Source organism: Bordetella sp. H567, from assembly GCF_001704295.1.
Classification (GTDB): Bacteria; Pseudomonadota; Gammaproteobacteria; order Burkholderiales; family Burkholderiaceae_B; genus Bordetella_C.
In genome coordinates this window covers 5036531-5063211 of the sequence record NZ_CP012334.1, presented here as the reverse complement: position 1 = coordinate 5063211, position 26681 = coordinate 5036531, and the positions used below count along the sequence as shown (strand labels likewise).

Genomic DNA, 26681 nt, shown 5'->3' with positions numbered 1-26681 from the left:
GAGATAGATTCTTATTATTAATAACGCGCGCGGCCTGGAGGTGATGGCATGGGGAAACTGTCCCTCAAGACCTGGTTCGACATTCACAAGTGGAGCAGCCTGGCCTGCACCCTTTTCCTGTTGCTGCTCTGCCTGACCGGCTTGCCGCTGATTTTCTCTCATGAGATCGGCCATTGGCTGGACGATGCAAAGCCGTATGCACAAGTCGCCGAGGGCACGCCGCGCGCCAGCCTGGACGCGATGGTTGCGCAGAGCAAGCGCCTGTATCCCCAGGACGCCATCGAGTTCCTGTTCATCGACGACGACGATCCCCAAGTCCTGATTGGCATGAACCCGCAGCCGGGCAAGCAGGACCTGGCGCACCGCCTCCGGTTTGATGCGCATACCGGCGAGCTCTTGAAGCACTTTCCCCCTGCGGACCAGGAAGGCCATGGTTTCATGGAAATCATGCTGCACCTGCATGTCGACATGTTTGCCGGGCTGATTGGCGAATTGTTCCTCGGATTCATGGGGCTGCTGTTCTGCGTGGCCGTGGTGTCGGGCGTGGTGCTGTACGGCCCCTACATGAAGAAGATCCCGTTCGGCAGCGTGCGCGGCGAGCGGTCGGCGCGCATCAAATGGCTGGACCTGCACAACTTGCTGGGGGTGGTGACACTGGGGTGGGCCTTCGTGGTCGGGGTCACCGGCGTGATCAATGAACTGTCGACGCCCATGTTCAAGTACTGGCAGGCGACGTCGATGCGTACGCTGCTGGCGCCGTACCAGGGAAAGGCGGCGCCGCGGCTGGGCGAAATGGGTTCCGTGGACGCCGCCTACGGCGCTGCCCTGAAGGCACGCCCCGGCATGAGGGTGAACGCGGTGACCTTCCCGGCCAGTCCGTTCGGCAGCCCGTATCACTATCTGTTCTGGCTCAACGGCGATACCGCGTTGACGTCACGCTTGTTCAGTCCGGTCCTGGTGGACGCGCGCACCGGGACCCTGAGCGCCCAGCTGGACATGCCGTGGTACCTGCGTGCCCTGGAAGTATCGCGGCCGCTGCACTTCGGCGACTACGCGGGCATGCCGCTGAAGTTGATCTGGGCGGTGCTGGACCTGGTCACGATCATCGTGCTGGGCAGCGGCGTCTACCTGTGGGTCGCGCGGCGCAAATCCGCCGCGGCGCGCATCGCCGACCTGGAGGCGCGGCACAAGGCCGGGGCCCAGGGGATGAAGGCTTGACACGGTTCCTGCACGCTAACCCTTACGTATAAACCGCAGTGTGGATGTTGCGAATAGCCGGCCACGGGCGCGCTATCTAGGCTTGCTGCTTCGATCAATACGGAGGAGTAGCGATGCGCGAGACGCTAGACTGCGGCGTGCTCATGGTGCCGGCGCATGCCGGCTGGATCAAGGCATGGATGGACCGGCACGCGGGCCACATGGCACGTGTGCGGCTGCACGCGGTGCCGCTGGACGATGGCGCGCCGCCAGGCGGCGCCCAGGGCGGGGCGGGCGCGCAGGCGGCCACGCAATCGCTGGCGCGGCTGGCCATGTCCCTGCGCCGTTTCGACGCCTGCCTGCTGCCGGTGGCGCCGGACACGCTGGGCTGGACGCGAACCGCGCTGTCCTGCGCGCGTGGCGGATTGCATACGCCCCTGATCGGGCTGGCCAAAAGCCTGAAAGCGGCCGCCGTGGAGGACTTGCTGGCGCTCGGCATGTGCGATTTCGTTCGTGATCCGCTATGCCCCGAAGAGCTGCGCGTCCGGGTGGACCGCGTCGCGAGTGGCCGACGGCCCGCCGGCGGGCCAGCCGTGGGTGGCATGGCCGCGCCCGGACATCCCACCGGGCGGGAGGCGGCCGTGGCGGGGCAGGGCGTCGGTTCCGCCTGCCCGCAGGACATGGACGCGCCGTCCGTATCCTTGTCCGGCGGCCCCGCCGCCAAGGCATTGGGAGAGCCCGCGTCCCACTATGCCTGGGCGGACGGAAGGGCCGGCGCCGGGGTCGGCGCGGCCGCCATCGCCGCCGCGGCGGCGGCCGCAAGAATGGCCCTGTCGCCGGGGGACGCTCGCCCCCGCCTGTCGCGCGAGCTCATCGATAGCAGCCTGCTGGCCATCCAGGCCGCACCGCGGGTCCATCCCGACGAACCCTTCCGTATCGCCAAATCGCGTGTGGTCGACAGCTTCGAACGCGACTATGTACGTACCGCGCTCTCGCGCCACGCCGGCAATGTCGCGCGCGCCGCGCGTGCCTCGGCCAAGCACCGCCGCGCCTTCTGGGCATTGATGCGCAAGCACCATATCGATGCCGCGCCGTACCGTCCGCGCCAGGAACGCAAGGATGCCGCGGGTTGACGCCCGCCCGGCGGGTAAAATCCACCGCTTGGACCTTTCAAGGAAAGCCGTGTCAGCCGTTGCTTTGCAAAACGATGTATTCCTGCGCGCCTTGCTGCGCCAGCCGGTGCCTTACACCCCCGTGTGGCTGATGCGGCAAGCGGGACGCTATCTGCCTGAATACAATGCCACTCGCGCGCGCGCCGGGTCCTTCCTGGGCTTGGCGCAGAATCCCCAATACGCCGCCGAAGTCACCCTCCAGCCGCTGGCGCGGTATCCGCTGGATGCGGCCATCCTGTTCTCCGACATCCTGACGGTGCCCCACGCCATGGGCCTGGGCCTGGATTTTCGTGCCGGGGAAGGCCCCCATTTCGAGCGGCCGGTGCGTACCGAGGCCGACGTCGACGCCCTCGTCCCGCCAGACCTAGACCGCCTGCGCTACGTATTCGACGCCGTCGCCCTGATCCGCCGCGAACTGGGTGGGCGTGTGCCGCTCATCGGTTTTGCCGGCAGTCCATGGACGATCGCCTGTTACATGGTGGAAGGCAAGGGCAGCGACGATTACCGACTTATCAAGGGCATGATGTATGGGCGCCCGGATCTGGTCCATCGCATCCTGCGCGTGAACGCCCAGGCGACGATCGACTACCTGAATGCCCAGATCGCGGCGGGTGCCCAGGCGGTCATGGTGTTCGACAGCTGGGGCGGCGTGCTGGCCGATGGCCTGTTCCAGGAATATTCGCTGGCCTACACCCGACAGGTGCTGGCGGGGCTCGTCCGAGAGCACGACGGTCGCCGGGTGCCTGCCATCGTTTTCACCAAGGGTGGCGGGATGTGGCTGGAAGATATCGCCGGCTGTGGCGCGGACGCGGTGGGTGTGGACTGGACGGTCAACCTGCAACAGGCGCGCCGCCGGGTCGCCGATACGGTGGCGCTGCAGGGCAACCTGGATCCCATGGCGCTGTTTGGCGGCGCGCCCGCGGTGCGCGCCCAGGCGCGCCGCGTCATCGACGACTTCGGCATGGTCGGCGCGGGGGGCCATGTGTTCAACCTGGGCCATGGGATTTCCCAATTCACTCCGCCGGATGCCGTAGCCGAATTGGTTGACGAGGTGCATGCCTACAGCCGCGCGTTTCATGCGCCTGCCGCCTAGAGGCCAGGGGGTCCCAGGGGACGGCAGCGCCAAGCCGCGCCCCATTTTCCGGGACTTGTGCACAGCAGCGAAGCTTTCCTCTTGACAGGAGGCCCTAGTCCATGCCTTCTCGGCCAAGATCGTAAGTGACTGATTTCACGTGCAAAACCAATTAGCAAATTCCCTTTACCAGAGCGGCGCAGTTGTGGTATCGCGCCCGCTTTCCGAAAAGCCGCGGCTTTTCCCCAAAGTTATCCACAGCCCCGTCCGAATGCCTTTCCTATCGCAGCCAGTACAGGCGCTTAGCGGAAACTTCGAGAATTCACTTTAAATAGCGTCATGCGGGAACCCCATGCTTTTGGCCGATGGCAATGACTGACACGGACGTCGAGCGCCTGCCCGGCATGGCCGCCCAACAAGGGGTTGTGTGGTTGCGGGTGGCCCTGGACGTGCCGTTGCCGGGCCCCTTCGACTACCGCCACGCCGCGCCGCTGGCGCCCGGCATGCGCGTCATCGTGCCTTTCGGCCGGCGCCGGCTGGTCGGTATCGTGACGGACGTGCCGGCGGCGCCGTCCATCGATCCTGTCCATATCAAGCCCATAGACCGCGTCCTGGACGACCTGCCGCCCTTCACGCCCGATTGGCTGCGGCTGGCACGTTTCGCCGCGGCCTATTACCACCGGCCACTGGGCGAGGTCATGCTGCCGGCGCTGCCGCCGCCCTTGCGCAAACCGTCGGCCTACGAAGGCCAGCGGTCCGGCGCCGGCCCGGTTGCTCGCCTGGATGCCAAGCATGCCAAGGCGCAGGCGAAGACCGCCACCCCGCCCGACGCGGCCGCCACCGTGGCGGACGATACCGACCTGGCCCCCGTCGAACCCGTCCTGAATGCGGAACAGGAAATCGCGGTTGCCGCCATCCGCGCCCTGCGTGGCTTCAAGCCCGTCCTGCTGCACGGCGTGACGGGCAGCGGCAAGACCGAGGTCTACCTGCGCGCCGCGCGGGACGTCCTGGCGCAAGGCCGCCAGGTCTTGTTGATGGTGCCGGAAATCAACCTGACGCCCCAGCTGGAAGCCGTGCTGCGCGGCCGGCTGGACGCGGTCGCGGGGCCGGGATCCCTGGCGGTGCTGCACAGCGGGCTGTCCGACGGCGAACGCCTGCGGGCCTGGGTGCGTGCCCAGCGCGGCGAGGCCCGGGTACTGCTGGGCACGCGTATGTCCATCTTCGCGCCGCTGCCGGAACTGGGCTTGATCGTCGTCGATGAAGAACATGACGCGTCATACAAGCAGCAGGACGGCCTGCGCTATTCGGCACGCGATCTCGCCATCTGGCGGGCGCGGGATCGCGACATTCCGGTGCTGCTGGGGTCGGCCACCCCTTCGCTGGAAACCTGGCAGCAGGCCGAGCGTGGCCGCTACCTGCGCCTGACCCTATCGGCGCGCGCCAAGGCCAGCCAGCCGCCCGCCGTGCGGCTGGTGGATACGCGGCGCCTGGCGATGAAGCAAGGCATGTCCCCGCAATTGATCGAGGCCATCGGCAAGCGGCTGGAGCGCGGCGAACAGTCGCTGGTATTCCTGAACCGGCGCGGCTATGCGCCCGTGCTGCACTGCGCATCCTGCGCCTGGGTCAGCCAATGTCCGCGGTGCACGGCCTTCACCGTGCTGCATCGCGGGCCCGGGCCCGGCGGCCATATCCTGCAATGCCATCACTGCGGCTACCAGGCGCGTGTGCCGCGCGCCTGCCCCGAGTGCGGCGACCAGGACCTGCAGCCCATGGGCCGTGGCACCCAGCGTGTCGAGGAACACCTTTCCCAGCTGTTTCCGCAAGCCCGCATCCTGCGCATCGATGCGGACAGCACGCGCCGCAAGGGCAGCGCGCAGAGCCTGTTCGCCAGCGTGCATGCCGGCGAAGTCGACATCCTGGTGGGCACGCAAATGGTGGCCAAGGGCCATGATTTCGCCAGGCTGGGGCTGGTCGGCGTGCTCAATGCCGACGCGATGCTGTTCGCGCATGATTTCCGCGCGCCCGAGCGGCTGTTCGCCCAGCTTATGCAGGTGGCCGGCCGCGCCGGCCGGCATGCGGAAGGCGGCGAAGTCCTGGTCCAGACGGGGTATCCGGAACAACCCATCTACCAGGCGTTGCTGCGCCACGACTACGCCGGCTTTGCCGGCCCCGCGCTGGCCGAACGCGAAAGCACGGGCCTGCCCCCATTCGCCCACCAGGCGCTGCTGACGGCCGAGGCCCGCGAACTGGCCCAGGCACTGGAGTTCCTGCAGACGGCGCGCGATCTGCCGGACGGCGAAATGGCAGGCAGCTTTCCCACGGCGGACGCCGTTACGCGCTACGATCCGGTTCCGTTGCGCGTGGTGCGGGTGGCCAATATGGAACGGGCGCAGCTGCTGGTGGAAAGTACCAGCCGGCCAGCCCTGCAGGCCTTCCTGTCCGCCTGGTCCGCCATGCTGCACGAGTTGCCTGCCGCTTCCCGCGTACGCTGGCAGCTAGAGGTCGACCCCCTGGAGATCTGACGAGCGCCATGTCCGAGTCCCTACCCGCCGGGCTGAATCCCGCGCAACGCGAAGCCGTCCTGTACCTGGGCGGTCCCTGCCTGGTATTGGCGGGCGCCGGCAGCGGCAAGACGCGGGTCATCACGCAGAAGATCGCCTATCTGCTGCGCGAATGTGGATACATGGGCCGCAATATCGTCGCGCTCACCTTCACCAACAAGGCCGCGCGCGAGATGGACGAACGCGTCAAGACCCTGGTCGACCGCAAGCTTGCCAAGGGCTTGACCATCAGCACCTTTCACGCGCTGGGCGTACGCTTCCTGCGCGAGGAGGCGCGGCACGCCGGCCTGAAACCGCAGTTCTCCATCCTGGATGCCGATGACGCGATGGGCATCATCCAGGAACTGTTGGCGACGACGGATCGCGGCTGGCTGCGCACCGTGCAGACGACGATATCGCTGTGGAAGAATGCGCTGCTGGACCCGGACGCCGCCGCGGCCCAGGCCACGACCAAGGCCGACGTGGAGGCCGCGCGCGTGTACCGCAGCTACGCGGCGACGCTGGCGGCCTATCAGGCGGTGGATTTCGACGACCTGATCCGCATCCCGGCGCTGCTGCTGGAGCACAACGAAGAGGTTCGCACTCGCTGGCAGAACCGCGTGCGCTATCTGCTGGTGGACGAATACCAGGACACCAATGTCTGTCAGTACCGGCTGGTGCAGCTGTTGAGCGGCGATCGCGCCATGTTCACGGCGGTGGGCGACGACGACCAGGCCATTTACGCCTGGCGCGGCGCGACCATCGAGAACCTGGCCAAGCTGACGACGGACTATCCCAGCCTGAAGCTGATCAAGCTGGAGCAGAACTACCGGTCCGTGCAGCGCATCCTGGCCGCCGCCAACAAGGTCATCGAAAAAAACCCCAAGCTGTTCGAAAAAAAGCTGTGGTCCGACCTGGGCGTGGGCGAACCCATCGTGATCACGCCCATGGATAGCGAAGAGGCCGAAGCGGAAGCGATCGCGATGCGGATTTCCGCCGCCCGGTTCGAAAGGCAAGGGCACTGGAAGGACTACGCCATCCTCTATCGCGGCAATCACCAGGCGCGGATACTGGAGCAGGCGCTGCGCAATCTGAAGATCCCGTACACCATCTCGGGCGGGCAGAGCTTCTTCGACAAGGCCGAAGTGCGCGACGTGCTGGCGTATCTGCGACTGATCGCCAATGACCAGGACGATCCGGCCTTTATTCGTGCCGCGACCACGCCCAAGCGCGGCATCGGGCAGGGAACCTTGCAGACCTTGGGGCAGTATGCCGCCGAGCGGCAGATACCGCTGTTCGCCGCGGTCTTCGAGCACGGCGTGGACACGCTGCTGCAACAGCGCCAGCTGGAAGCGCTGCGCACGTTCGCCGAGTTTATCCAGCGCATGCAGTGGCGCGCCGGACGTGGCGCGCCGGACAGCACCAAGCCCCTGTCCGCCGAACCGGCCGGCGTCCTGCTGGATGACCTGCTCGGTGCGATCCAGTACGAACGCCATCTGTACGATATGTTCGACGAAAAACCGGCGCAGACGCGCTGGCAGAACGTGCTGGAACTGACCGGCTGGCTCAAGCGCAAGGCGGAAGAGGACGGCATGACGCTGTTCGAGCTGGTGCAGCACGTGGCGCTCGTGACCATGCTGGAACGCGGCGAGGAAGAAGAACCCGACGCGGTCAAGCTGTCCACGCTGCACGCCTCCAAGGGCCTGGAGTATCCGCACGTCTACATGGCTGGGGTGGAAGAAGGGCTGCTGCCGCACCTGGGCAAGGACGAAGAAGAAGGCGACCCGGCGCGTGCCGCCGAATCGCTGGCCACCCGCATCGAGGAAGAGCGTCGGCTGATGTACGTGGGCATCACACGCGCCCAGCGCAGCCTGAATCTGAGCTGGTGCAAAAAGCGCCGGCGCGCGCGCGAGGACCTGGTGCGCGAACCGTCGCGCTTCATCGAGGAAATGGGCCTGGGGGACGCACGCTTTCCCGAGGATGAAGCCACGCGCGCCTTGAGCCCGAAAGAGCGGCTGGGGATGCTGAAAGCCCTGCTGAACAAGGGCGGTCCCGGCACATAAGGCGGCGGCCCGCAAACGGCGCGAAGGCCGGCGGCTTGCCGCATGCCGGGCCCGCCACGCAACCGGACCGGCGCCGAAGAAAGATTGAATCCCACGCCGAGGCAGGCGAGTTCCGAACGCAGAAGAATGCGCCGGGCGTCGAGAGGAACGCGATTCCGACGTCTCCCGCGGATTGATGAATGGGGCGCGCTCCATGGCGTCCGCGATGGCGGTTTTTCGCGCGATGTCCTCCATGCCGCGATGAGAATTTTCTTGTTAGTGCGGGTTGGGGAATTTATCTATCCTGCCCCGGCCTGCATGCCGTCGCATCCGGCTCCGGGGCTGGAGTATGCCTGCAGCCAAACATGGAGACGGGATCCGCCGGCCATGGGCATTCCTTAACCGACGCAGTGGGATCCAAATGGCAGTATTTACGGTTTTCAACCACGGCACACGTGCCAGCCGCGATGGGGAAGGCGAGATCGTGGCGGAATTCGGCCGCCTGGCCGCGGGCAACGAATACACCGATTACCTGATATGCGATGGCCCCGGCAGCGATCCGAAAACAGGCGTGACGCCCGGACAATTCAATCCCTACACCCGCGACAAGCAGGCAAAGGCCATCTTCGGCAACAAGGAACTGGGCAATACGCGCATCAATTGCGCGTTGACCGGGGCGCTCACCGGTGCGGGATGGGACGACAATGTCATCCACGCCGTGGCGACGATCGCCGGACTGGACCGGCTGCCGGATACGGTCAACATGCTGGGCTGGAGCCGCGGCGCGGTCACCTGCACGAAACTGGCCGTCAAGCTGCGCGAGTTTTTCCCGCAGATCGCCGTCAACATCTTCGCGGTGGACCCGGTTGCCGGCATCGGCAACGGCGGCGATATCGACACCAGCACGATTCCCGGCAACGTCAGGAATTATTGCGCCGTCCTCTCCATGCACGAGACCCGGCGTTTCTTCGCGCCGCAGGATGCCCAGCGTGTCGCGTTCACGGATCCGGGAACGAATGCGATATTCATACCGTTTCCTGGCAATCACGCGGGCCAGGCGAAGCTCGACAGGAACGTGATGAAGAATCTTGGCGAGGCGGCGGAAATGGCATGGTTCCTGGCCTGGAGATTCCTGGATACCCTGGGTACCCGGTTCAAGTCCGTGCCCACGCCACGCTACGACGGCCTGGAGCAATGCAATCTGTACGCCAGAATGAAGATCAAAATGCCGGACTACCGGCAAACCGGCCCTGGCTTTGGTTCATCGCTGTTCATGGGCGGCGCATCCACGCGCGACTTCGTCGCCAAGCATATCGACCACTATGTGGCGCACGCGAATTTCTTCATCAACGAGCACCATCGCCGCATCTTTCGGAGCACGCTGCCTTATCTGTACAGCTGGATTTTCGAAGGGCGCGACGTTGACCGCGCCGCGGTGATCCGGGATTTCGACAAGACCAGGTTCTATACGGGGCTGCGCCGCACATTGGTGGATATCGGCTTTCAGGCCGGCGACCCGGCCGGGGTTGGCGTAACGATACCGCCTGGCGGCTCGGGCAGGCAGCCCATATGGATCGACCGGCAGCAGGTCCGGGCGGATATGTCCAGGATGGGTTTTCACCCCTGACGCGCATGCGATTTTTTCGCGGGCGCCGGTACGCGGTCGCACCATGGCGGCCGCGCCCTAGGGCGAATACCCTGGCGTAGGGACGGCATCCCTGGTAAGGTGCGGATCGCGTGTTTGTATCCACGCGTATACCGAACTTTTCATGCCCGGTTGCTTCCGTGCCCATCGACGTCTCCGCCACCTCGGCCACCCGTGACGGGGCCATGCAGGACCCCATCATCGTGTTCGACCGCGTGGATGTCACGCTGGGCGGCCAGCGTATCTACGACACGCTGAGTTTCGAGGTCAGGCGCGGCGAATTCCTGTGCATCCTCGGCCCGTCGGGCTGCGGCAAGTCGACGTCGCTGCGCGTCATGGGCGGCCTGCTGCCGATTTCCGGCGGCCAGGTCAGCGTGGCCGGGCGCCCCCCCAGCGAGGCCTGGCAGGAAATCGCCTTCGTTTTCCAGTCGCCGCGGCTGGTGTCGTGGCGCAATGCGCTGGACAACATCCTGCTGGCGCCGGAACTGCGCTTCGGCAAGGCCGGCAGGGAAGAAAGGCAAGGCCGCCGCGAGCGCGCCATGGACCTGCTGGCCATGGTGGGCCTGGCGGCCGATGCGCACAAATATCCGTCGGCGCTTTCCGGCGGCGAACGCCAGCGCGTGGCGATCGCCCGCGCCCTGGCGGTGGATCCGCAAATTATCTTCATGGACGAGCCGTTTTCCGCGCTCGATCCCAATACCCGCCAGCGCATGCGCGCCGAGATCGAACAGATCTGGCAGCGCACCGGCAAGACCGTGGTGTTCGTCACGCACGACATCGACGAAGCCTTGCAACTGGCCGACCGCATCGTGCTGTTTTCCGGCAAACCGACCACCGTGCTGGAGACCGTGGCGGTCGATACCCCACGGCCGCGCCGCGCGGACCATGCCGTGCTCGCGGCCCATCGCGATCATCTGGTCGGCCTGTTCCGTGCGATGGCTTCGACGCCCGTCGACGAGCCGGCCGCGGTGTCCTAGGAGTTTCCCATGCATCGTCGCAGTGTTCTGAAACTGGCCGCGCTGCCCGCCCTCTATGGGATCGCGGCACCTGTCCTGGCGCAGCAGCGCCCCACCATTACCTACGCGTATCTGCTGGACCCTGCCTATGACGTGGTCACCTGGGCCATGCGCAACGGCAAGGTGCCGTCTTCCACGATCGATGTCCAGGCGCGCGCGCTGGCGATTCCGCAATTGATACAGGCAACCTCGGCCAAGCAGTACGACGTCATCATGGCGGCCGTGGTCAGCCTGCCGGCCGCCGTGCAGCGCGGGTTGTCGGTGAACATCCTGGCCACGTCGCTGCGCGCCGCGCCGGCCGGTGAAGGGGCGGGCGTATGGGTGCCGCGCGATAGCGCGCTGAAGACGCCGCAGGACCTCAAGGGCAAGACGCTGGGATCCTATGGGCTGCGTTCCACCGGTTATACGCAGATCCGTATCGCGCTGACGAAAAAATACGGCCTGAACATGGCGCTGGAAGGCGGGGATGTCAGCCAGGTGGAGATCCAGGCGCCCAACCTGCCCGGTGCGCTGGCGTCGGGCAAGCTGGACGCCGCCACGCTGATACACAGCCAGGCCTACCGTGCGCTGAAGTCCGGGGATTTTCGCCTGATCGCCGAAACGGCGCGCGACAACAACGAGATATTCAAGACGCGCTTCGTCAGCGCCGTCAATATCGGCTATCCGGAACGCCTGTCCAAGCAGCCGGAGGCCTATGTCGAATTCTGCCGTGTGTTCCGTGAGTCCTTGAAATACGCCATGGCCAACAAGGCCGAGGTCTTTGGCGCGGTGGGCAAGGAAAGCGGCCTGGAGCCGGATTTCTTCGAATGGTGGTTCACCAAGAACTCCGAGGTGCCGGGCTACTTCAGCGAGGAACACGCCAAGGCCATTACGCTGTTCTACGAGCAGGCCCGGGACCTGGGCGTGCTGAAGTCCTATCCGGACATCCGCACCCTGGTCTGGGACAAGGCGCCGCGCGCCTGAGGCGGGCCACATGTCGTCCACGATCAGCGCGCGCGGTCCGGCGCCGGCATGCGGGCCGCGGCGGCGCTGGGCCCCGCACCTGTTCACGCTGGCTTTCCTGGCGGCCTGGGAAGGCGCATCGTGGCTGCTACCGTCCTTCCTGCTGCCGGGTCCGGGCGAAGTCGCGCTGGGCCTGTCCCGCTTCCTGGCCAACCCGCACCAGCTGTGGCATCTGGCGGTGTCCATCGGCCACGTGCTGGGCGCGATCGCGCTGTCCTTCGTCATCGGCGCGCTGCTGGCGCTGCTGCCGTATTACTTTCCGATCTGGCGCTTCGCCATCCAGCATCGGCTCGCGCCTTTGCTGAACGCCTTTCCGGGCGTGGGCTGGACGCTGCTGGCGGTGATGTGGTTCGGCATCAATTCCGGCGCGGTGGTCTTCGCCATCAGCGCCGTGCTGACGCCGTTCGCGCTGGTGAACCTGTGGGCCGGCCTGAACAATATGGACGGCGAGCTGCTGGAGATGTCGCGCAGCTACAGCCGTGCCCGCTGGCGCCAGTTCCGCCATGTGGTCGTGCCGCTGCTCTACCCCTTTGTCTTCGCCACGCTGCGCATCATGTTCGGCGTGGCCTGGAAAGTGACCTTGACCGCCGAGCTGTTCGGCGGCAATTCCGGCCTGGGCTATGTGATCAACATGGCGCGGCAGGATTTCGACACGACCACCATCTTCGTCGCCATCGTGCTGATCGTGCTGTTCGTCTACGGCACCGACCGGCTGGTATTCGCGCCCCTGCAAAACCGCTTGTCCCGACAGTATGCGCAATAGTTCCGTATCGACGCGTGGCGCCGACGCGCCCGACTGGAAGGCCCGCCTGCTGGGGGAGGGCCTGATCGTGGCCTTGCTGGCCGGCTGGTGGCTGACGGCGCGCGGCCTGCCGGCATTCGTGCTGCCCGGGCCGTTGGCGGTGGGCCGGCGGCTGCTGGACCTGTTCATCGATCCGGCTTTCCTGGGGCATACCGCGATCTCGACGCTGCGCGTGGTCGTTTCCGTGTTGCTGGCAAGCCTGATCGGCAGCGCGCTTGCCTTCCTGTCCCACGGCGTGCCGGCCTGCGCGGCCATCGTGCAGGAACGAATCAAGCCGGTGCTGAATTCCTTTCCTTCCATCGGCTGGGCGATCCTGGCGGCCATCTGGTTCGACGCGGGCGATTTCAGCGTCATCTTCGTCGAAGTGGCCATCCTGATCCCCTTTTGCCTGGTCAACGTGAGCGAAGGCCTGCGGGCGATAGACCGGGAGCTGCTGGAGATGGGACGCAGCTTCACCCGCCGCGCCGCGAGGGTGTGGTGGCGGATTACCTTGCCGCTGCTGGTGCCGTACCTGCTGTCGGCCATTCGCATCGCCTACGGCATCGGCTGGAAGATCGCGCTGGTGTCGGAGCTGGTGGGCGCGCCCAGCGGGCTGGGTTACCTGATGCTGCGGGCGCAGACCACGGCCGACAGCGTGACTTTTCTGGCGACCTGTTTCGCCATCGTGCTGCTTTTCGTCGCGGGGGAACGGCTGGTGATCGTGCCGCTGGAACGCCGCTTTGCCGCGCGATGAGGCGCGGCCATCCATAGCCATGATCGTGTTGACCCGCTGCCGTCCGTCGCCGGAACCCATGTTCCGGATGCCGTCCGGCCTCCGGGTCGGGAGACCCTGATGAACCATGCAAGCCACTCCATGCCGGAAGTCGCCACCCGCGCGGGCACGCTGCGCGGCCGTGTGGAAAACGGCGTAGCCGTGTTCCGCGGCATTCCGTACGCCGCGCCCCCGGTGGGCGAGCTGCGCTTCGAGCCGCCGCGCGATCATGCCGGCTGGAGCGGCGTGCGCGATGCGCTGGCCGACGGCCCCATCGCCCCGCAAGGCCGATCGCGCCTGGCGCACATCATGGGCGACTTCGATCGGCCACAAGGCGAGGATTGCCTGACACTCACCCTGTGGACGCCCAAGGCCGACGCCAGCGCGCGGCCCGTCATGGTCTGGCTGCATGGCGGCGCCTATTCCAGCGGCGCCGGTTCGCTGCCCTGGTATGCAGGTGACCGTTTCGCGGCCAACGGCGACGTGGTTTTCGTGTCGGTGAATTACCGCCTGGGCGCGCTGGGCTTCCTGTATCTGCCCGGCATCAGCGAGGGCAATATGGGTCTGCTGGACCAGATGCAGGCCCTGCGCTGGGTGCGCGAAAACATCGCCGCCTTCGGCGGCGACCCGGACAACGTGACCGTGGTGGGACAGTCCGCTGGCGGCGGCTCCATCGCGGCCATGATGACCATGCCGCAGGCGCAAGGGCTCTTTCATCGCGCCATCCTGCAAAGCCCCGGCATGGGGCGTCCTTCGCGCGGCGCCGCGGAAGCCGCCGAGTTGGGGGCGCGCTACGCGCATTTCGTCGGTGTCGAGCCGGGCGACGAAACCGCGCTGAAGCAGGTACCCGTGGCGAAGCTGCTATCCGCGCAGGGCGAACTGGCGCGCAGCCTGCAGGGCTTTGCCGTGCTCTCCTTGCCGTTTTCGCCGGTGCGCGACGGCCGCGTCATCGAGGCCAATATCATCGAACGCCTGCAGGCCGGCGCCGGCGCCCACGTGGACGTCATGGTCGGCACGACGCGCGAGGAAATGGCGGCTTTCCATTGCGTGGACCAGGCGGTGCTTAACGCCGACGAGGCCGCCGCCACGCAGGTTTTCGAGCGCATCTGCGGTGCCGGGTACAGCGACTACTACGACGAGTTCCGCCGCATGCGCGCGGTGCCGAGTCCAGCCGCGATGCTGGGCGACCTGACGACCGACCAGGTCTTCCGCATGGGCAGCCTGCGGCTGGCGGAAGGCCAGGCCAAGGCGGGCCGGCCGGCCTACGTCTATCAGTTCGATTGGCAATCGCCGGCGCCGGGATTCAAGTCCTGTCATTGCCTGGAAATTCCCTTCGTGTTCAACAATCGCGACAATTGGCGCGATTCGCCGATGCTGAAGGGCGCGGACGAAACGGAATTCCAGGGTCTCGCCAACGCGATGCATCATGCGTGGATCGCCTTCGCGCGCGGCGGCGATCCGAATCATGGCGGGCTGCCGCGTTGGGCGCCGTATGACCTGGCACGGCGCGCGACGATGCGATTCGATACGGTCATCGGGACGGTGAACGACCTGGCCGGCTTGTCCTATCGCTTGCCCTGGCCCGCTATCTGATCGCGGCGGCCGCCGCCGCCACGCGCAGGATGCGCCATGGCTGCCGCGCGCCCAGGCGCGCGACGCTGGCGGCGGCCCGCCTTCGCGGTTATGGCGTCAGAAGTCGTAGAGCCGCGCCGGATTGTCCACCAGCAGCTTGCGCACGCGTTCCGGCGTGCCGGCCCACGCCATGGCCCGGGCCAGCGCGCGGCGGTTGTCCACGTCCTTGAACGGTGTGATGCCGTCGACCTTCAAGGGCACGCCGGCCGCCGTGCCCGGATGCGGCCAGTCGCTGCCCCACAGGACGCGGTCCGGATTCGCGTCGATGAGCGCGCCCGCGATGGCGGCCGCATCGGCATGGTCGGGCGCGGTGGAGATGCGGTAAGGGGCCGATACCTTGACGTAGACGCGGCCGGACGCCAGCGCTGTCAGCAGGGTTTCGAAGCCGGGCTGCGAAATGCCCTGCGCGGCCTGGGCGCGGCCGAAGTGGTCGATCACCAGCGGAGTGGCCATGTCGTTCCATACGCCGTCCAGCGCCGCGATCGTCGGCAGGTTCGTGTAGGTCTGCACGTGCCAGCCCAGCGGCGCGACGCGTTCGGCGGTGCGCAGCAGCTGCCGGCGCGCGACGCCGGGGTCATGCTGGCCAGCGGTTTCCAGGTTGACGCGCACGCCACGCACGCCGGCACGATGCATGTCGGCCAGCGCCTCTTGCGATGTGGACGCGTCGATGACCGCCACGCCGCGGCCCCTGCCGTCCAGGCGCGCGAGCGCATCCAGCGTGCAGCGATTGTCGGCGCCGTAGGGGCTGGGCTGGACGATGACCGTGCGTTCGATGCCCAGGTCGCGATGCAGCGCGACCAGCGCTTCCAAAGGCGCATCGCCGGGGGTATAGGTGCGCGCCGGATCGAAGGGGTAGTCGGACGCGGGCCCGAACACGTGCACGTGGCAATCACAGGCGCCTGCCGGCGGCTTGGCGGGAGCGGTGGTCATGAAAAAATCTCCGGTGATGGAATGTGGTTGAATCCGCGCCCTGTTCCCCTTACTGCGCGCGGATATTCTGTTCCTTGATGACGCGCGCCCACTTCGCGCTATCGTCGCGGATCTGCGTGCCGAACGCCTCCGGCGTATTGCCGGCGGGCACCGCGCCCATCTTCGCCAATTGATCCTTGACGGCAGGCTCGTCCAGCACCTTGCGCACGTCGGCGTTCAGTTTGCGGATGCGGTCGGCGGGCACGTCCGCGGGCGCGACCAGGCCGAACCAGTTGGAGAAGTTGTAGCCGCGCAGCCCGGCTTCGGACAGCGTCGGCACATCGGGCAACAGGTCGGACCGTTTATCGCCCAGTACCGCCAGCGCCCGCAGCTTGCCGGCCTGGATATAGGGCAGCGCCTGCACCAGGCTGTCGAAGGTGACCGATACCTGGCCGCCGATCAGGTCCGTGAAGCTGGGCGCGCTTCCCTTGTAAGGAATGTGCGCCAGCTTGACCCCCGCCATCTGGTTGAAAAGCTCACCCGCCAGGTGCGGCGCGCCGCCCACGCCGGACGACGAGAAGTTGATCTGCCCCGGCTGCTTCCTGGCCAGCTCGATCAGCTCCTTGACGTTCCGGGCGGGCACCTTGGGGTTCACGACCAGCACGAAGTTCACATCCACCACGTTGGAGATCGGCGCCAGATCCTTGGTGGGATCGATGCTCATCTTGTACAGGTGGGGATTGATCGACAGATTGCCCAGCGTCGCCATCAGGATGGTGTAGCCGTCCGGTGCCGAGCGCGCCGCCGCCTCGGTGCCGATCACGCCGCCCGCGCCGCCACGGTTATCGACGATCACCTGCTGGTGCCACAACGCGGTGAGCCGTTCGGCGATCAGGCGGGCGACGATGTCGGTGCCGCCGCCGGCCGGAAAGGCCACGATCATGCGCACGGGCTTGTCGGGAAAGGTTTCGGCGCGCGCACCGCCCACCGCGCACAGCGCCAGGGCCGCGGCCAGAAGGGTGCGCGCGGCGGCCTTCAGCACGCCTTCCTTCAAGACGCTTTCCTTGGGGGCGTTTCCCTTGGTGCCGCTTCCCTTCAGGCCGTCGACTTCCTGCGGACCGGCGGCTCGTTGCATAACACCGCGCCCCTCCAGACAGGACAGGCGGGCCGGCATCATCGCGCATCCCCGGTGCTTGGCGTTTGGGTCGCGAGGTAGGCCTTGGCCGTATCTTCATCCAGCAGCGGGTACACCTCGAAATGCGCCGGAATGATGTCCGACCATTCGTTCATCAGGCGGTGCAGCGTGGTGTTGGAATCGACATCGAACAGCGCGACGGCACCGCGCCCGACGCGCGCGTGCACGGATCGCGCCAGGCCGGAGTTCAGCAGCGGACGCATCCAGTCCCAGTAGCGGCTGCGCGAATCGATCAGGGTGGTGGGGCGCTCGGGGCGCGGCGTGCTGATGACCAGAAATAGCATGGTTGTCTCCTACCATCGTTGAGAAAAACTCTTGTGGGGGGAGCACCACGGCGCGCCTGGCGGGCGGCCCACGCAGGCCGCCTGCTATCTGCAATTCTCATCGAGCGGCCGCCGGCTATCGTGGCCGGATACCGCGCTCGCCCCTATGTAATCTCAAAATAGTAGCGACGCGCCGCTGGTTTTTACAGCGACGATATTTCATGTCCGCATTAGGGAAACTAATGGGCTTCCTGGCCTGGCCCTGCTATTCCAGGTCCTTCAGCAGCAGATGCCAGAATTTCGCCCGCGCCGCCAGCGTGCTGACCAGGATGTGTTCGTGCAGGGTGTGCGCGCCGTCGCCGTCCGCGCCCAGGCCGTCCAGGGTGGGTACGCCCATCGCGGAGGTGAAGTTGGCGTCGCTGCCGCCGCCCGTCATGGGCGCGTCGTCCAGCGTGAAGCCGGCGGCGGTGGCGAACAGGCGGGCCTTGCCCAGCAGCTGGGTCGTGGCCTCTGTCTTGACCATGGGCGGGCGGTTCAGCTCGACGTCGATGTCCAGGCTGACGTCCTGGCCGACGGGTTGCAGGCCGCGCATGCGCTGGAGCGTATCTTCGGCCGCGGGCATGTCGGGCACGCGGAAATCCACCACGCAACGGCATAGCGCCGGAACGGTGTTGGTGGCCGTACCGCCTTCGATGGTCCCGACGCTGACGGTGACCCCGCGCGCATAATCCGTGATGCCTTCCAGCGCCAGTATCTGGTGCGCCATCTCGCGGATCGCGCTGCGGCCTTTTTCATGGGAGACGCCGGCGTGGGCCGCGTGTCCCTTCACGCTCAGGCGCAGCATGCCGGTGCCCTTGCGGGCGGTCACGCATTTTCCGCCGTTGGCACGCGCCGGTTCGCAGACCAGGCCGTAGCGCGCATTGCGCGCATAGGCTTCGATAAAGGAGCGAGACGCATGGCTGCCGGTTTCTTCGTCCGGCACCAGCACCATGTCGATCGGCAGGCGGGTGGAGCCTGGCGTCGCCAGCCGGCGCATCGCGAGCAAGGCCATGTAGATGCCGGCCTTCATGTCGTAGCAGCCCGGGCCGTACAGCTTGTCGCCTTCGATGCGATAAGGCGTTTCCCGCAACGTGCCGATGGGGTGCACCGTATCCATGTGCGCCAGGATCAGGATGCCTGGGCGTGTATCGTCCGGCGCCCGATTCGTGACCACCAGCAGCGGGCCCGTCGTATCGCCCAGCGGCTTCAGTTCCGTGCGCAGGCCGGCGGCCCGCGCCTCGGCCTGGACCAGCCCGGCCATGGCCGCGACGCCGGCGGGCGCATGGGTCGGTGATTCGCATTCGATCCAGGGGCGCAGGCCCGCGGCGATCTCGGCCGAGGTGGGAAGCGTGGAAGACGGTTGAGCGGACATGGCGTTTCCTTGTTGTTCGAGATGGGTGCGGGTGCCTGTTCAAGCCACCGTCTTGCCGGCCAGCCTGGCCATTTCCGCGTCGTCCGGCATACGGCCTTCGAACCACAGGCTGGCGCAGACAGCCGACATGGCCTTGCCGTCGTGGCCGATGCCGGGCACCGACTGCAGCGTCCAGTTGAACGGCACGCCCAGCCGCGTGGCTTCGCGCTTGCCGGCTTCGAAGTAATTGTGCGCGCGCGCGTAGCGATGCGGGCCCTGGCGCTTGGCCGCCGGTTCGGACGGCAGGTTGGGGTCGCTGGTCGCGATGTCCTGGTCGCCCGCCAGGATGGTCATGGGATAGCCCAGCAGCCGCACCAGATGGTCTTGCGTCAGGCCCACGCCGTCCAGGCCCTCGGGATAGGGATGATCGAAGGTGGGCAGGGTGTACCAGCCGGGATTGCCGATGGTGACGGCCTTGAACGGCGCGTGCGACTGGCTGCTCATCAGCCGGTGCACGAACTGGCCGCCCGCCGAATGGCCGAACAGGTGGGCCTGCTCGACTTCGGTGACGCCGGCGGCGCGCAGGTCGTTGAACACCCGTTCGACCAGCACGTAGGTCCAGCCCGCCACCGCGCGCACGTTGCCGCTGGGCGTGAACACACGGCCGTTGTTGTAGCTTTCCGTGCCGGGCCAGGTCTCGTTGGAGAAGGTGGGCGCGACGATCAGCAGGTTGTGCTTGTCGGCGGCGGGAATCCAGAAGTCGCGATAGTCGTCGCCGTTGCGCAGCACGCCATGCTGCACGAAGACCACGGGCCGGTCGGGCGTGTAGCCGTAGGGCCGGTAGGTGTGCAGGGTGAACGGCCGGTCGCTGTTGCGGTCCTCGTCGACATAGGGAATGGCGTTGCGGCCCGGGTGATTCAAGTCCAGGCTGATGCGTTCGGCGTTGGAGGCGTTCATGGTTGTCCTTGGGGCAATCGGGCCCGGCTGCGCGAGGGGCGGTCCGGGTTCATGGTGGCTTGGATCCTGGTGTTCGGTTGCGTGGGCGGAATCAGCCCGCCATATCGTTCAGGTGGCAGGCCGACCAGTGCGCGGGGGCGATCTCGGCCAGCGGCGGCGTCTGTTCGCGGCAGCGCGGCATGGCATGCGGGCAGCGCGGATGGAAGGCGCAGCCGGGCGGGGGCGCCAGCGGGGACGGGATTTCGCCCTGGATGGGCGTGAATTGCCGGCCGCGCCGCTTCACATCCGGGACTTCGGCCAGCAGCGCCTGCGTGTACGGGTGGTTGGCGCGCGAGAAGATCTCCGCGGCTGGCGCGGTCTCGACGATGCGGCCCAGGTACATGATGGCCACGCGATCGGAAATGTGCCGCACCACGCCCAGGTCGTGGCTGATGAACAGGTAAGTGAAGTTGTTGCGTTCGCGCAGGTCCATGAACAGATTGATGACCTGGGCCTGGATGGATACGTCCAGCGCCGCCACCGGTTCGTCGCAGACCAGGAAGGACGGCGCCACCATCAGCGCGCGGGCGATGCCGATGCGCTGGCGCTGTCCGCCGGAAATCTGGTGAGGGAAACGGTCGCGGTAGTCGGCGCCCAGTCCCACGTCGGCCAGTGCGCTATCCACGCGCGCGGGGATGTCGGCCGGCGGCGCGAGCTTATGTACCTTGAGGGCTTCGCCCAGGATCTGCCGCACGCGGTGGCGAGGGTTCAGGGACGCCTGCGGGTCCTGGAACACCATCTGTACGCCCAGCACATAGTCCAGCCGTTCGCGTCCGCGCAGTTCGCCGACCGGCCGGCCGTTGTAGCGCAGCTCGCCCTGGCTGGGCGCGTACAGGCCCGCGACCACGCGGCCCAGCGTGGATTTGCCGCAGCCCGATTCGCCCACCAGGCCGACCACTTCCCCGGCCGCGATCGACAGGTTGACGCCATTGACGGCATGGACCACCGCGCGGTCCACCTTGCGGCCCGTGAGGGCAAGCAGGCGCTGCGCCAGATCCGGACGCTGTTCGAAACGCTTGTGGATGTCGCGCAATTCAATCACGGGCGCCTGCACCGATGTACCCTCCTGTCGCCGCGCGTTCATGCCGAACCTCCTGCACGCCCCACGGGCGCGTAGCAATGGAAGGTGCGTGCGCCTTCGCGTGTGGGGCCGGGGAATTGTTCGGTACAGCGTGTGATCGCGTTGCCGCAGCGTGGCCGGAAAGGGCAGCCGGACGGCCGGGCCGCCAGGCTGGGGGCCATGCCGTCGATCTGCCGCAGGCGGGCGCCGGGCTGCGCGGTGCCGGGCATCGAGCGCAGCAAGCCCTGCGTGTAGGGATGGCGCGGCGCGTCCAGGACTTCATCCACGGGGCCGGTTTCGACGATGCGGCCGGCGTACATCACGGCGATGCGGTCCGCCAGCTCGGCGACCACGCCCAGGTCGTGCGTGATCCAGATCAGCGCCGTCTGGCGCGTGCGGCAGATTTCCTGCATGCGATAAAGAATCTGGCCCTGGATCGTGACGTCCAGCGCGGTGGTGGGCTCGTCCGCGATGATCAGGTCGGGGTTGTTCAGCAGTGCGATCGCGATGGCCACGCGCTGGCGCATGCCGCCGGAGAACTCGTGCGGAAAGCTGCGCAGGCGGGCCTCCGGCGATGGAATGCCCACCATGGCCAGGGCTTGCGCACAACGCGCCATCGCGTCGGCGCGGCCGACGTTTTCGTGCGTCAGTATGGTTTCGGCCATCTGCTCGCCGATGCGCAGCACGGGATTGAGCGTCATCAGCGGATCCTGGAAGATCATGGCGATGCGGTTGCCGCGCAGCTGCCGCATGCTTTCTTCGTTGCGCTTGCGCAGGTCTTCGCCCTTGAAGCGGACTTCGCCCGCGACGACTTCGCCGGGCGGATCGATCAGTCCCATCAGCGAGAAGCCGGTCACGGATTTACCCGAACCGGATTCGCCCACCAGGCCCAGGATTTCGCCGCGGCGCAGGGTCAGGTCCACGCCGTCGACGGCCGGCCATGCGCCGGCGGAAGTATGAAACGCAGTGCGCAGGCCGCGCACGTCCAGTAGAAGATCGCTCATCGTCGGGGATCCAGGCTTTCCCGAAGGCGATCGCCCAGGATATTGATGGTCAGGATAAGAAACAGCAGGGCCAGGCCGGGGAACAGGCTGATCCAGTAATCGCCGGACAGCAGGTATTGGAAGCCGTTGGCGATCAGCAGGCCCAGCGACGGCTCGGTAATGGGTACGCCGACGCCCAGGAAGGACAGCGTGGCTTCCAGCGCGATGGCATGCGCGATCTGCACCGTGGCATAGACCAGGATGGGACCGACGCAATTGGGCAGCAGGTGCACCAGCATGATCCGCCAGGCCGGAAAGCCCAGGTTCATGGCCGCCTCGACATATTCCTTGCGCCGCTCCTGCAGCGCGCGGCCGCGCATGATGCGCGCATAGTGCGCCCATTGCACCAGCACCAGCGCCAGGATGACCTTGTCGACGCCGCGTCCCAGCACGGCCAGCAGGACCAGGGCGACCAGGATGGACGGGAAGCCCAGCACGAAGTCGACCAGGCGCATCAGCATCCCGTCCACGCGGCCGCCCGCGTAGGCGGCCAGCAGGCCGACAGCGCTGCCGATGGCCGTGGCGATGGCCACGGCCGACAGGCCCACGATCAGGCTGATGCGTATGCCGTACAGGATGGCGCTGAGCATGTCTCGCCCCTGGTCGTCCGTACCCATCCAGTACACGTGTCCGTCCATCGAGGCGGAACGCGGCGGCAGGCGGCCGTCCATGATGCTCAGGTTGGACAGGTCGTACGGATTCTGCGGCGCGAAGAAGGGCGCGATCAGGATGATCAGCGCCAGTATGGCGAGCACGATGAGCGTGCCGCGCGTGGTGGGCCGGCCGTGCAGCTTGCGCAGTATGGCGGCTCGCCTTGGCGTTTCGGCCAGGGGAGGTACGGTCCGCGTGCGGCCGGAGGGTACGGAATCGGGCATGGCGTGGGTGGGCAGGGTCTCGGATGCGGGGATCGGGGTGTCAATGCGCCGGCGCGGTCAGCTGCACGCGCGGGTCGAGCACCGCATACAGGATGTCCACGATCAGATTGATCAAGACGAACAGGAAGGTCACGAACATGACATAGGCCACCACCACCGGCCGGTCCAGCTGGTAGACGCTGTCGATCAGCAGCTTGCCCATGCCGGGCCAGGCGAAGACGGTCTCGGTGATGGTCGAATAGGCGATCAATTGGCCGAACTCCATGCCCACGACGGTGACCACGGGGATCAGGATATTGCGCAGGATGTGGCGGCCGACGATGCGGCCGGGGCGGATGCCCTTGGCGCGGGCGAACTTCACGTATTCCTGGCTTTCGGCTTCGGCCACGCCCGATGCCGTCATGCGCAGTACCAGCGCCACGTTGGCCAGCGCCAGGTTCAGCGCCGGCATCACCATATGGGACAAGCCGTCGCGCGTCAGGAAGGAAAACGGAATGCCGAATACGCTGACGGTTTCGCCGCGGCCGGACGCGGGCAGCCATCCCAGCCAGACGGCGAACATCAAGATCAGCATCATGCCTAGCCAGAAGGCGGGCAGCGAAAAACCCAGCACGGACGTGGCCAGGATGCCGCGGCCCAGCGGCGTGTCGCGGCGCAGGCCGGCCAGCAGGCCCAGCGGAATGCCCAGCAGGCAGGTCAGCAGGATGGCAGCCACCACCAGTTCGAAGGTGGCGGGCAGGCGCTGCAGGATCAGCGAAATCGCCGGCACGCCCTGCACGAAGGAAGTGCCCAGGTCGCCATGCAGCGCCCGCCAGACGAAGCTGGCGTATTGCTGCCACACGGGCAGGTCCAGCCCCAGCCGGGCGATCATCTGCTGGCGGTCGGCCAGACTGGCTTCGGGACTGACCAGGAGTTCGATGGGGTCGCCGACGGCATAGACCGCGAAAAAAACGACGACGGATACGGCAAGAAGCACGAACAGGCTCTGTATGAGCCGGCGCAGGATGAACAATGCCACGCGGCGATTCCCCGGATGATGTTTTTAAATGTGGCGCAAGCGCTTTGGCCGCTACTTTACTGCGACCCGCGCCGGCGGGATAGCTCGGGATGGCGCGGCGGCGCCCGCGCGGGTCAGCCGTGGGAGGCGATAGGCCGGGCCAGGCGCACGACGGTGACGCCGGCGCGCACATTGGTTAGCGAAGGCATGATCAGCACGCAGTCGTCGTAGGGCGTGACGACGGGCTCGCCTTCGGACCAGCCGATCACGGTACCCGCCTTGGGCAGCTTTTCCAGGCCCTTCCAGGGCTCGGCGAAACGGAAATCCGCGCTCTTGGCGGCGATGGCGTGGGTGACCAGCAAGGCTTCCTGGCTGGGGGCCGTGGGCGCGAACCAGCTGCCCGGCAGGTCGGTGGATTCGGCCACGCCCGAGGCCACCAGGAAACGCGCCGTCTGGTCCATCGCGACCTCGCGCGCGGCCATCGCGCCGTGAAAACCGCATTCGATCAGCAGCGAACGCGTGCCGTTCTCGCCTTCTTCGCCAAACCGGCCGTAATCGCGCATGCGCACGCCCGCCGCGTGGCCGGCATCGGCGATGACCTTGGCGGGGTTGCCCAGTGTCAGGGCCAGGTCGATGTTGCGCTGCTGCAGGCCGGAAAGCTGCAGCGGCACGACCGAGTTGCTCATGGAATGGATGTCCAGCAGCCAGTCGGCTTTCTTGAGCCACGGCAGGATCATGGCCGCGCGGCGCCGCTCCTGCGTGCTCTCGTCGGCGAGCTTGTCGTCGCTCCAGACCCGGTTCAGGTCTTCGTCGATATACCGCGACGCAGCAGGGTTTTTCGCGTCGAAGCGGTCGAAGGCCGCCAGGTTGCAGAAGGCCAGCGTCAAGGCGCCGGTACGGGGCCGCACGCCATGGGCCAGCACCGCCTTCAGCGCCCAGGCGCCGCAGATTTCATTGCCGTGGATCAGTGCGGTCAGCATGACGCTGCGGCCCGGCAGGCCGGAGTCGAAGTGCCAGATGCCTTCCGTTCCCGTGTTGCCCGCGCGCTCCACGTTCAAATCGGGGCAGGGAAGGTCAAAGGGGTGGAGGGGAAGGCCAGTTTCAGCGGGCATCGGGATTCCTGCGATACGGTTCAGGTTTGGCAGCATGGGAAAGACAAGCGCCGGGCGTCGCCCGCCGGATTTGGGCGGCAGGTCGGAAGGAGGATTCTGTGATGCCATGATCCAAATGCGATAGCGGGCAGTGCGATGGGCCTGTAGGAGTGAGGATAGGGAACCGGACCGATGTAACACGCCGCCCCTGCGGGCTGTCCTGGCGTTGCGCGGGCGCCGCGGCCCGCCGGCTAGCTGTGGGTTCCCCCGCTTGCCGGCTTTTTGTAAGGATTCTAAGGGGCGGGTGCAGCGCGGGGCTATTAGAATATTTCGTCCTTGTATTGCCGAAAAGGCAAACCCCCCAGTATTGCCGCCGGAGAGGTCGCCCATGCATGGTGTCGCCCTGAAGTATTTCGCCGAAGTCGCCGCCGCGGGCAGCCTCAGCGCGGCGTCCGAGCGCCTGTTCGTCGCCGTGTCGGCGATCAGCCGCCAGATCGCCAAGCTCGAAGCGGAGGTCGGCACGCCGCTGTTCACGCGCATGTCGCGCGGCATGGTGCTGAGCGAGGCCGGCGAACTGCTGCTGGCCCACGCCCGGCGCACCCTGCTGGAATCCGAGGCCGTGCTGCAGGACATCACCAGCCTGAAAGGCGCGCCCAGCGGCACCATCCGCGTGGTCGCCACCGACGGCCCGGCCCACCATTTCCTGCCCGAATTGATGTCGGCCTTCCGCCTCCGGCATCCGCATGCGCGCTTCAGCCTGCACGTCTGCCCCCAGGCCGAGGCCTTGCGCCGGGTGGCGCAAGGCCAGGCGGATCTTGCCGTTTCCTTCAATTCGGAACAGAGCCAGGGCACGGTGGCGCGCCATTCGATGTCCGCGCCCGTCTACGCGGTGATGTGCCCGGCGCATCCGCTGGCCCGCCTGGCACGCGTTCTGCCGCGCGAGCTGGCGCCGTACCCGCTGGCGACGGGGGATCCCGCGTCTTCCACGCGCAAGCTGCTGGAGCGCTGCTGGCGGCTGGAAGGGCTGCGCTTCGAACCGATCTTCGTCAGCAACCTGTCGGCCGCGCTGATGTCCTTCGTGCGCAATTCGGATCGCGTCATGCTGGGGCCGTACCTGCCGGCGGAGTCCGCGCTCAAGCGCGGCGGGCTGGTCGCGCGTCCCGTGAACCATCCGGAAATGGCGTTCCGGCGGCTGCAGGTGCACACCATGGAAGGCCGCCTGCTGCCCGGGATGGTCGAAGAATTCCTTGGCCATATCGCCGCATCGCTGCAAAGCATGGCCCACTGCGGCCCGGCCCCAGGCCGGCAGCCGCGCAAGGGGGCCAAGCTAAAGCCGCGCGCCCGCCCGGCGCGCGCCAAGGGCGAGACGCCCGCATTGGCTTGAACGCCTCTCGGCGGGTTATAGTTTCCGGCCACACTCCATACGGCGGACGCCATCATGCAAACCGACTACGCCGAGCTCGTCCGGCGCACCATACGCAGCGTGCCCGACTGGCCCAGGGAAGGAGTGATTTTCCGGGACATCACCCCGGTGCTGCAGGATCCGCGCACCTTCCGCGTCTTGATCGATCTCTTCGTCTACCGCTATATGCGGCAGCGGCTGGACCTGGTCGCGGGCGTGGACGCGCGCGGCTTCATCATCGGCAGCGTCCTGGCCTATGAACTGAACCTGGGCTTCGTGCCGGTGCGCAAGCAGGGCAAGCTGCCTTACCGCACCGTGGCCGAATCCTATGCCATGGAATACGCCAACGCGACCGTGGAAATGCATGCCGACGCGGTACGTCCCGGCCAGCGCGTGCTGCTGGTGGACGACCTGATCGCCACCGGCGGCACCATGATCGCCGCGATCAAGCTGCTGCAGCGCCTGGGGGCCAATGTCGTCGAGGCGGCCACCATCATCGACCTGCCTTTCCTGAAAGGATCGGCGGCCGTGGCGGAAACCGGCACGCCGCTGTATTCCGTTTGCCGTTTCGAAAGCGAAGCGGCCTAGG

23 protein-coding genes are annotated in these 26681 nt (G+C 66.8%); 13 read left to right on the top strand and 10 right to left on the bottom strand.

Going from position 1 to position 26681, the window contains the following annotated elements; all coding sequences use genetic code 11:
- Positions 1 to 48: 48 nt before the first annotated feature.
- From AKI39_RS22650 to AKI39_RS22600, 11 genes are all read left to right on the top strand, one after another.
- Positions 49 to 1218 carry a PepSY-associated TM helix domain-containing protein gene (locus tag AKI39_RS22650; RefSeq protein ID WP_066641172.1) on the top strand — a complete coding sequence of 390 codons (1170 nt, stop codon included), beginning with the start codon at positions 49 to 51 and terminating at the stop codon, positions 1216 to 1218.
- A 113-nt stretch (positions 1219 to 1331) separates the two neighbouring features.
- Positions 1332 to 2330, top strand: a complete 999-nt coding sequence (locus tag AKI39_RS25920) for a hypothetical protein (RefSeq protein WP_066641171.1) — start codon at positions 1332 to 1334, stop codon at positions 2328 to 2330.
- A gap of 49 nt (positions 2331 to 2379) precedes the next feature.
- Entirely contained in the window at positions 2380 to 3462 is a 1083-nt protein-coding gene (gene hemE, locus AKI39_RS22640) for a uroporphyrinogen decarboxylase (protein ID WP_066641170.1), read from the top strand.
- A gap of 350 nt (positions 3463 to 3812) precedes the next feature.
- Positions 3813 to 5963: a primosomal protein N' gene (locus tag AKI39_RS22635; RefSeq protein WP_066641165.1), complete on the top strand. Its 2151-nt coding sequence runs from the start codon at positions 3813 to 3815 to the stop codon at positions 5961 to 5963.
- 8 nt (positions 5964 to 5971) lie between these two features.
- Positions 5972 to 8044: a UvrD-helicase domain-containing protein gene (locus AKI39_RS22630; RefSeq protein ID WP_066641163.1), complete on the top strand. Its 2073-nt coding sequence runs from the start codon at positions 5972 to 5974 to the stop codon at positions 8042 to 8044.
- A gap of 400 nt (positions 8045 to 8444) precedes the next feature.
- On the top strand, positions 8445 to 9650 hold the full coding sequence (locus AKI39_RS22625) for a DUF5621 domain-containing protein (protein ID WP_066641161.1): 1206 nt from the start codon (positions 8445 to 8447) through the stop codon (positions 9648 to 9650).
- 158 nt (positions 9651 to 9808) lie between these two features.
- On the top strand, positions 9809 to 10645 hold the full coding sequence (locus AKI39_RS22620; protein ID WP_083229004.1) for an ABC transporter ATP-binding protein: 837 nt from the start codon (positions 9809 to 9811) through the stop codon (positions 10643 to 10645).
- Positions 10646 to 10654: 9 nt separating this feature from the next.
- Positions 10655 to 11647, top strand: coding sequence for an ABC transporter substrate-binding protein (locus AKI39_RS22615; protein ID WP_066641159.1), 993 nt, complete (start codon positions 10655 to 10657; stop codon positions 11645 to 11647).
- Between the two features lie 10 nt (positions 11648 to 11657).
- Positions 11658 to 12449 (top strand): ABC transporter permease, encoded by a 792-nt coding sequence (locus tag AKI39_RS22610; protein ID WP_066641157.1) that lies wholly within the window; start codon positions 11658 to 11660, stop codon positions 12447 to 12449.
- Entirely contained in the window at positions 12439 to 13221 is a 783-nt protein-coding gene (locus AKI39_RS22605) for an ABC transporter permease (protein WP_066641155.1), read from the top strand. Before AKI39_RS22610 ends, AKI39_RS22605 begins: the two co-directional genes overlap by 11 nt.
- Positions 13222 to 13320: 99 nt before the next feature.
- A complete protein-coding gene (locus AKI39_RS22600) occupies positions 13321 to 14832 on the top strand; it encodes a carboxylesterase/lipase family protein (RefSeq protein WP_083229003.1) in 1512 nt (503 codons plus the stop codon).
- Between the two features lie 96 nt (positions 14833 to 14928).
- Here the strand turns inward: AKI39_RS22600 and AKI39_RS22595 are convergent, their stop codons facing one another.
- From AKI39_RS22595 to AKI39_RS22550, 10 genes are all read right to left on the bottom strand, one after another.
- Positions 14929 to 15801: an amidohydrolase family protein gene (locus AKI39_RS22595; protein ID WP_066641154.1), complete on the bottom strand. Its 873-nt coding sequence runs from the start codon at positions 15799 to 15801 to the stop codon at positions 14929 to 14931.
- A 49-nt stretch (positions 15802 to 15850) separates the two neighbouring features.
- Entirely contained in the window at positions 15851 to 16915 is a 1065-nt protein-coding gene (locus AKI39_RS22590) for a Bug family tripartite tricarboxylate transporter substrate binding protein (RefSeq protein ID WP_083229002.1), read from the bottom strand.
- Between the two features lie 38 nt (positions 16916 to 16953).
- The gene (locus AKI39_RS22585) at positions 16954 to 17259 is read right to left on the bottom strand and encodes a DUF3303 domain-containing protein (protein WP_066641153.1); all 306 of its coding nucleotides are present in this window, start codon (positions 17257 to 17259) and stop codon (positions 16954 to 16956) included.
- A 244-nt stretch (positions 17260 to 17503) separates the two neighbouring features.
- Complete coding sequence (locus tag AKI39_RS22580; protein WP_066641149.1) at positions 17504 to 18649, bottom strand: M20 family metallopeptidase; 1146 nt, start codon at positions 18647 to 18649, stop codon at positions 17504 to 17506.
- Positions 18650 to 18688: 39 nt separating this feature from the next.
- Positions 18689 to 19585 (bottom strand): hydrolase, encoded by an 897-nt coding sequence (locus AKI39_RS22575; RefSeq protein ID WP_066641145.1) that lies wholly within the window; start codon positions 19583 to 19585, stop codon positions 18689 to 18691.
- Positions 19586 to 19676: 91 nt separating this feature from the next.
- Entirely contained in the window at positions 19677 to 20708 is a 1032-nt protein-coding gene (locus AKI39_RS22570) for an ABC transporter ATP-binding protein (protein WP_066641143.1), read from the bottom strand.
- The gene (locus tag AKI39_RS22565) at positions 20705 to 21688 is read right to left on the bottom strand and encodes an ABC transporter ATP-binding protein (RefSeq protein WP_066641138.1); all 984 of its coding nucleotides are present in this window, start codon (positions 21686 to 21688) and stop codon (positions 20705 to 20707) included. The genes AKI39_RS22570 and AKI39_RS22565 overlap by 4 nt, the downstream gene beginning before the upstream one ends.
- On the bottom strand, positions 21685 to 22602 hold the full coding sequence (locus AKI39_RS22560; protein WP_066641137.1) for an ABC transporter permease: 918 nt from the start codon (positions 22600 to 22602) through the stop codon (positions 21685 to 21687). The genes AKI39_RS22565 and AKI39_RS22560 overlap by 4 nt, the downstream gene beginning before the upstream one ends.
- Positions 22603 to 22642: 40 nt before the next feature.
- Complete coding sequence (locus AKI39_RS22555) at positions 22643 to 23620, bottom strand: ABC transporter permease (RefSeq protein ID WP_066641136.1); 978 nt, start codon at positions 23618 to 23620, stop codon at positions 22643 to 22645.
- Positions 23621 to 23733: 113 nt separating this feature from the next.
- The gene (locus AKI39_RS22550; protein WP_066641135.1) at positions 23734 to 24711 is read right to left on the bottom strand and encodes a succinylglutamate desuccinylase/aspartoacylase domain-containing protein; all 978 of its coding nucleotides are present in this window, start codon (positions 24709 to 24711) and stop codon (positions 23734 to 23736) included.
- A 367-nt stretch (positions 24712 to 25078) separates the two neighbouring features.
- On the opposite strand from AKI39_RS22550, the gene AKI39_RS22545 reads away from it, so the two are divergent.
- Both AKI39_RS22545 and AKI39_RS22540 read left to right on the top strand, forming a co-directional pair.
- The gene (locus AKI39_RS22545; protein ID WP_066641134.1) at positions 25079 to 26074 is read left to right on the top strand and encodes a LysR family transcriptional regulator; all 996 of its coding nucleotides are present in this window, start codon (positions 25079 to 25081) and stop codon (positions 26072 to 26074) included.
- 54 nt (positions 26075 to 26128) lie between these two features.
- Positions 26129 to 26680 carry an adenine phosphoribosyltransferase gene (locus AKI39_RS22540; RefSeq protein WP_066641132.1) on the top strand — a complete coding sequence of 184 codons (552 nt, stop codon included), beginning with the start codon at positions 26129 to 26131 and terminating at the stop codon, positions 26678 to 26680.
- The last annotated feature ends 1 nt before the right edge of the window (position 26681 follow it).